Below are 5,795 nucleotides of genomic sequence, written 5' to 3'. Positions count from 1 at the left end.
GATAAATGGCGGTAGTAATTGTCAGAGGGAACTAGTTCTTCCAAACTTAACTGATAGAACAATTGGGGATGAAAACTCTTACGTCCTTGCATATAGGAAGATACGAATTATTTATCTATTTTTAGAGAGTTGTGCAACAAGCACAAGGTATTGCCAAAAGTAGGGCTGAACGGCTTCGATTGAACATTTGTGCAAGGTTCAACGGGAGTAATTCTATTGAACTTTTGTGTTAAAAATCCCCGCCTTCGACAAGCCCCGAAACGTTAGGTGTAAGTGTCCGACGAATGAAAATCATCTATAAATTAATTGTGCAAGACAACAAAACTTAAATTATGGAAAACGAGGAAGATTACCTTGCCAATAAAGCTGAATTAGAATGGCAAAAACAAGAAGAAAGAGACAAAAAATCTGAGGAGTGGGAGCAATATCTCGAAAGTTTATCAGATGATGATATTGATGATTTAGTGAAAGAAGATAAGCTCAGAAGAAATCAAAACCGGATTAAAAGAGAAGTTGAAAAGGACGAAGAAGAGCTGTTGCAGTCTTGGAAAGAATCAAATCCAGAGGAAGCTAAAATATGGCGAGATAAATGGATTTTCGAATTAAATATCCGAGCATATTCAATTGATAATTCAAGAATAACTGAATTTGAGGAATGGAAAAAGTGGCTAAATCAAAGAAAAATAGATGCTAAAGAAAAAATGGAAAACCAGGATATATGGCTTAGTTTTCAAAAAGGCAAATATGAATCAGATATTGTTGAAGAATTTTTAATTTGGTCTAAAATTGATGAAAATAGCGATATTTTTGAAGTTTTTTCTTACTTCACTGAATGGCAAACCGACAATTCGGAAGAATGGAATATTTATAAAATGACATTTACAGAAGAATGGAATGAACAAGATATTCGTAATTTTCTTTCTAAAGGAGCATCTACATATTCCTTAAAGGAAGATGAAGATGTATTTGAAATTTGGGAACAACAAAACTCAATAACATGGGAAAAATGGAAAAGCGAAAATTCTGAAAATTGGAAAATAAAAGTACATGACTTATACATTTGGACGTCATGGGTTCTAAAACATCCTGATTTATGGAATAAATGGGCAGAACTTAAATTGGCGTGGTGGAAAGAATTTAGACAAAGAAATCGAGAATGCGAAATACTTCTCGCTTGGAATGAAGACCATATGGGGGGGAAGGATGAATTTGAATTATGGAAATTAGAAAATTTAAAAGATTGGGATATGTGGAGTAAAGAATTAGAAGACAGGATAGAAACAAGAAATTGGAATGAATAGAAAAAAACGCACCTACACCTAACAACAAATTTGTGCAAAAATGGCTGACGGTGGTTTACGTTGGTTCTTTCGTTATTTACTTAATTTAGTACTGTGCGACAATGGTTCTGCAAGTAATGCCATTTCTGCACAAATTTGCAAACCGTTACCTGCTATTTTAAAATGACGACACGACTAACAAAAATATCAATAATCAGTTTGACACTTGTGCTGTGTTCATTGATTGTTTACGTGTTCTACGACAACACAGACAGACACGAATGGTTTTCAGTTGGAGTTTTGTTTTATTATGCAGTCGGACTGGCTTTTTTATATCTCATTTCATTGACAATTATTGGCTTTACAATAAAGAGGTTTAAGGACAAAAAAAGAGGAAAGGCGATATTAAAGACAACCGGGATTTCATTTCTTTTTCTTTTAGTTACATTTTCTGTGACGTCAATAAAAAGTAACCACGATTTCAAAAATTGGAGACAGGAAACAGACCAAGCACAACAGACAAATAAGGAACTCGAAATTAAGTTACTCAAAAAACAGCTTGACAGTTTAGATAATGAAATAGCGACTAAGCCAGACAATTATCTGGCATTAATTCAAAGAGGGCTATTAAAACGAAAAGACGGACAATATGAAGCTTCAGTTTCAGATTATAAACTTGCATTGACAATTAAGCCAGACGACTTTAATGCAAACTTGGAATTGGGTTACAGCTTAGGACTGCTTAACAAAAAAGAAGAAGCTGAAAAATATTATAGAATAGCAGCCAATATTGACACGAACTCATATTTCTCAAGGACAAATAGACAATACATTGACAACGAAAATAAAAACAACAGGTAACAGGCGTAAGTGTTGCACAACCCTTTAAAAAAGCAAAACCTAACAATATGCAACTTCATTTAAGCCCCTTTAAGCGAGGTTGGTTGTTTTCAACGTTAGTGAAACTTAACTTTTAACGTAGCTCTAATCGGCTTATTTTAACGCTACCAATAGTAATTCCCTCTTGATTTATTGTTCGCATAGCGGCCACTTAAATTCATTTAAAAACCCAAGGTTTACAGGCTGTAATAGTGCATACATACAAGCTTTAGTATAGCAAAAGCTTAGATTTCTCCTCTTTTCGGGTCGTCGAAATGACGGAGAGTTTAAAGGGGGCTGCAATGGGCAATGCTAGAAATCTTAAGCCGGAATGGGGTGGGTTTTTAAGCTCATGGCTATACGCATTTTGTATAGTCGATTTTGTATATATTGCGTATATTTTAATGTTACAGGCCATTTAAAACCTCCGAATAACTATAATGAGTTTCAGAATAGACTTTACAAAAAGCATCCAGAAAGAACGATTAATATTCAAGCCAAATTGGGAATATTCCCTTGAAAAAGCATTTGAAATCTGTATTTATGGAGGTTGGACGATTATGACCACTTTCTTATTGTTAAATCCTAAGAACTCATTCAATCCCGTCGGAATAATTATAATAATTTCTGTAAATATCCTCTTATTAATTTCTTGGTATTACATATATAAATTATTGAAGATTAAAATTTCGAACTCGGAAAAAGATAGATTTGTGTTGTTGCTATTCTTAAAGAAAGATTTCCAGAATTAGCAATAAATGATAATGGCGTGAATATGTTGAGAAGTAAAAAAAGTAATGGTTTATTCAGTTGGGGGAAATCCTTAATTGTTTTCTTCGGAGAAAATCAAATTTTAATAAACTTAACAACCTTGGGGAACTATGAGACCAAGTCACCATTGCATTCAATTTCAAATTATCTGAAGTTAAAAAATATTGAGAAAGAATTTAAAAGAAAAACGAACGGCTTATAACAACAGGTTTAAGTTAAGCCTCAGGCGAAGCAAAACTTTGTTCTTTAGTGATTTATTTTTAAGTTAGTACTTAGGCTCTCATTCTGCTCCTATTTCGGGCGAAACTGAAACCTGCAAACCGTTGTGTGAACTTTTTTCGACCGCTACCCATAAAAATAACCAAGAATAAATTATGAACGTTCAAGTATCTTCAAGCTTTAAAAAAATGACAGGTAAAGCAGTTTTTGCAATTATCCTGTTCATAATTACATATATAATTCTCTTATCCTTAGCTATTGGAATGACAGTTCTTTGTGTCATGGGAGGAATTGCTTTCATCGCAGCAAAACCTATGGCAATAACAATTGGATTAGGGGTTGGTCTGGCAAGTTTAGGTTTTTTCATCCTTGTTTTTTTGTTTAAATTTCTTTTCAAACAGCATAAAGTTGATAGAAGTCATTTAGTTGAGATTTCTGAACTTGAAGAGCCAAAATTGTTTTCTTTTATAAAGGAAGTTGTAAATGAAGTGCAGACCGACTTTCCTAAAAGGGTCTATTTATCAGGTGATGTAAATGCTTGTGTTTTTTACGACTCTAACTTTTGGAGTATGATATTTCCAATTCGTAAAAATTTGCAAATAGGATTAGGCTTGGTGAACACCATATCAGAACAAGAATTTAAGGCAATCTTAGCCCACGAATTTGGTCATTTTTCACAACGAAGCATGAAAGTGGGGAGCTATGTTTATAATGTAAATCAAGTCATTTTCAATATGCTTTACGACAACGAATCGTTTGACAGTATGATTCAGAAGTGGGCAAATATTAGTGGTTATTTTTCAATTTTTGTTTCCATTGCTGTGAAAATAATTCAAGGCATTCAGTGGGTTTTAAAAAAAATGTACGCATTTATAAATATTAGGTATATGGCATTGTCAAGAGAAATGGAATTTCACGCAGACGAAATTGCAGCAAATGTTGCAGGTTATTTGCCTTTAAAAGAATCTTTATTGAGAATGGATTTAGCCGACCATTCCTATAATGCTGTATTAGGCTATTATGATGCAAAAATACCAGACAATATCAAAAGTGAAAATATATATAAAGAGCAGGGATTTGTGATGAATTTTTTAGCAGCTCAAAACAATCTTTCGTTCAAGAATAATTTACCGATTGTTTCTGAACTTGATTTAAGTAAGTATAACAAATCAAAATTAACCTTTAAAAATCAGTGGGCTTCTCATCCAACTATTGAAGAAAGAATAAGGGCTTTAGAATTGACCAATATCCATAAGACAGAAGTTGAAAAGCCTGCAATTCTACTGTTTGAAAACGAAGAAAAAATACAAGAAGAAATTACAGAAAAAATGTTTTCAACAGTTACCTATGCCGAAAACACCACATCATTAGATTTTGAGAAATTTAAAGCAGATTATTCGCAGACATTCAATAAGAATAGCTTTCCTACAGAATATAATAGCTATTACGATAATAAAAATCCAATTGAATTTGATGTAAATAATATTGTTGATTTCAATGTTTCAGAAACAATGGATATGCTTTTCTGTAAAGAGAAAATAGACACGGTATATGATTTTATTGCTTTTGAAAATGACAAAAATTTATTGATCAACATAGCGAATAAGGAATACGATATAAAATCTTTTGACTACGATGGACAAAAGTATAAATCAACCGAAGCCCAGAATTTAATTCCAAAAATAGAAACAGAGCAAAACAGTATTAGAGAAAGAATAAAGGAACACGATTTGAAAATTTATAAGTTCTTTTATAATGAAGCCCTAAAAAAGGGTAATGCTACTATTCTGAAAGAAAAGTATATCAACTTCTTTAAACAAGATTCAGAATATGATAATAAAGTAGCATTGTACAATAATATTAGTGAGGTAACAGGCTTTATAAGTGTAGTAACTCCATTTGAACAAATAAGAGAAAATCTTAAAGTCCTTCTACCTTTAGAACTTAAATTAAAAATGGAAATAAAAAGGCTGCTAAAAGATGAAACATTAAGAAACGAAATATCCCAACAGACAATAGGGAATTTTGAGAACTACCTATCTAAGGAATGGGAATATTTTAATGGCGAGGAATACTGTAACGACAACCTTCAAATACTTTTCTCTGCAACAAATGATTATAACTACCTTTCGTCAAGGAAATATTTTATAACAAAATTAGACTTGTTAAACTATCAAATAGGACAACTTGAAAAATAAAACTTCACACAACATCGGTAACTGTTGCACAACCCTTTAAAAAAGCAAAAACCTAACAATATGCAACTTCATTTAAGCCTTTTTAAGAGAGGTTGGTTGTTTTTAACGTTAGTAAGACTTAACTTTTAACTTAGCTCTAATTGGCTTATTTTAACGTCCCCAATATCCCCTTGGTTTATTGTTCGCATAGCGGCCACTTAAATTCATTTTAAAAACCCAAGATTTACAGGCAGCAATAGCGCATACATATAAGCTTTATTATAGCAAAAGCTTAAATTGCTCCTCCTTACAGCTTTCCGAATACTCGGAACAAGCAGTCGAAAAGACGTAACTATTAAAGCAACTATAAACGAATAACCAATCCTTGCTCTTTGCTCCTTGTTCTTTGCTCCAACCACCGCCAACCGTTCCCAAGTACGCCCTAACGGCCTTCGAGATTTTGGCAGGA

Annotated in this window: 4 protein-coding genes; 3 read left to right on the top strand and 1 reads right to left on the bottom strand. The window is 32.8% G+C overall.

Going from position 1 to position 5,795, the window contains the following annotated elements:
- Positions 1–332 precede the first annotated feature (332 nt).
- From B3I52_RS15430 to B3I52_RS15420, 3 genes are all read left to right on the top strand, one after another.
- Positions 333–1,301, top strand: a complete 969-nt coding sequence (locus B3I52_RS15430) for a hypothetical protein (protein WP_293302976.1) — start codon at positions 333–335, stop codon at positions 1,299–1,301.
- A 324-nt stretch (positions 1,302–1,625) separates the two neighbouring features.
- Positions 1,626–2,141 carry a tetratricopeptide repeat protein gene (locus tag B3I52_RS15425; protein ID WP_293302973.1) on the top strand — a complete coding sequence of 172 codons (516 nt, stop codon included), beginning with the start codon at positions 1,626–1,628 and terminating at the stop codon, positions 2,139–2,141.
- Positions 2,142–3,304: 1,163 nt separating this feature from the next.
- On the top strand, positions 3,305–5,347 hold the full coding sequence (locus tag B3I52_RS15420; protein WP_293302971.1) for a M48 family metalloprotease: 2,043 nt from the start codon (positions 3,305–3,307) through the stop codon (positions 5,345–5,347).
- Positions 5,348–5,605: 258 nt separating this feature from the next.
- Here B3I52_RS15420 and B3I52_RS15415 read toward each other — a convergent pair.
- On the bottom strand, positions 5,606–5,795 hold a 190-nt coding region (locus tag B3I52_RS15415), incomplete at its 5' end, for a hypothetical protein (protein WP_293302969.1).

It is taken from the genome of Pedobacter sp. UBA4863 (genome assembly GCF_002399615.1).
Lineage (GTDB): Bacteria > Bacteroidota > Bacteroidia > Sphingobacteriales > Sphingobacteriaceae > Pedobacter.
The sequence above is the reverse complement of the archived record's forward strand: the minus strand, read 5'-3'. Positions and strand labels throughout refer to the sequence as shown.

Excerpts from the sequence above, each read along its gene's own strand:
- B3I52_RS15430 (WP_293302976.1), top strand. The coding sequence starts at position 333 with ATGGAAAACGAGGAAGATTACCTTGCCAATAAAGCTGAATTAGAATGG.
- B3I52_RS15420 (WP_293302971.1), top strand. The coding sequence starts at position 3,305 with ATGAACGTTCAAGTATCTTCAAGCTTTAAAAAAATGACAGGTAAAGCA.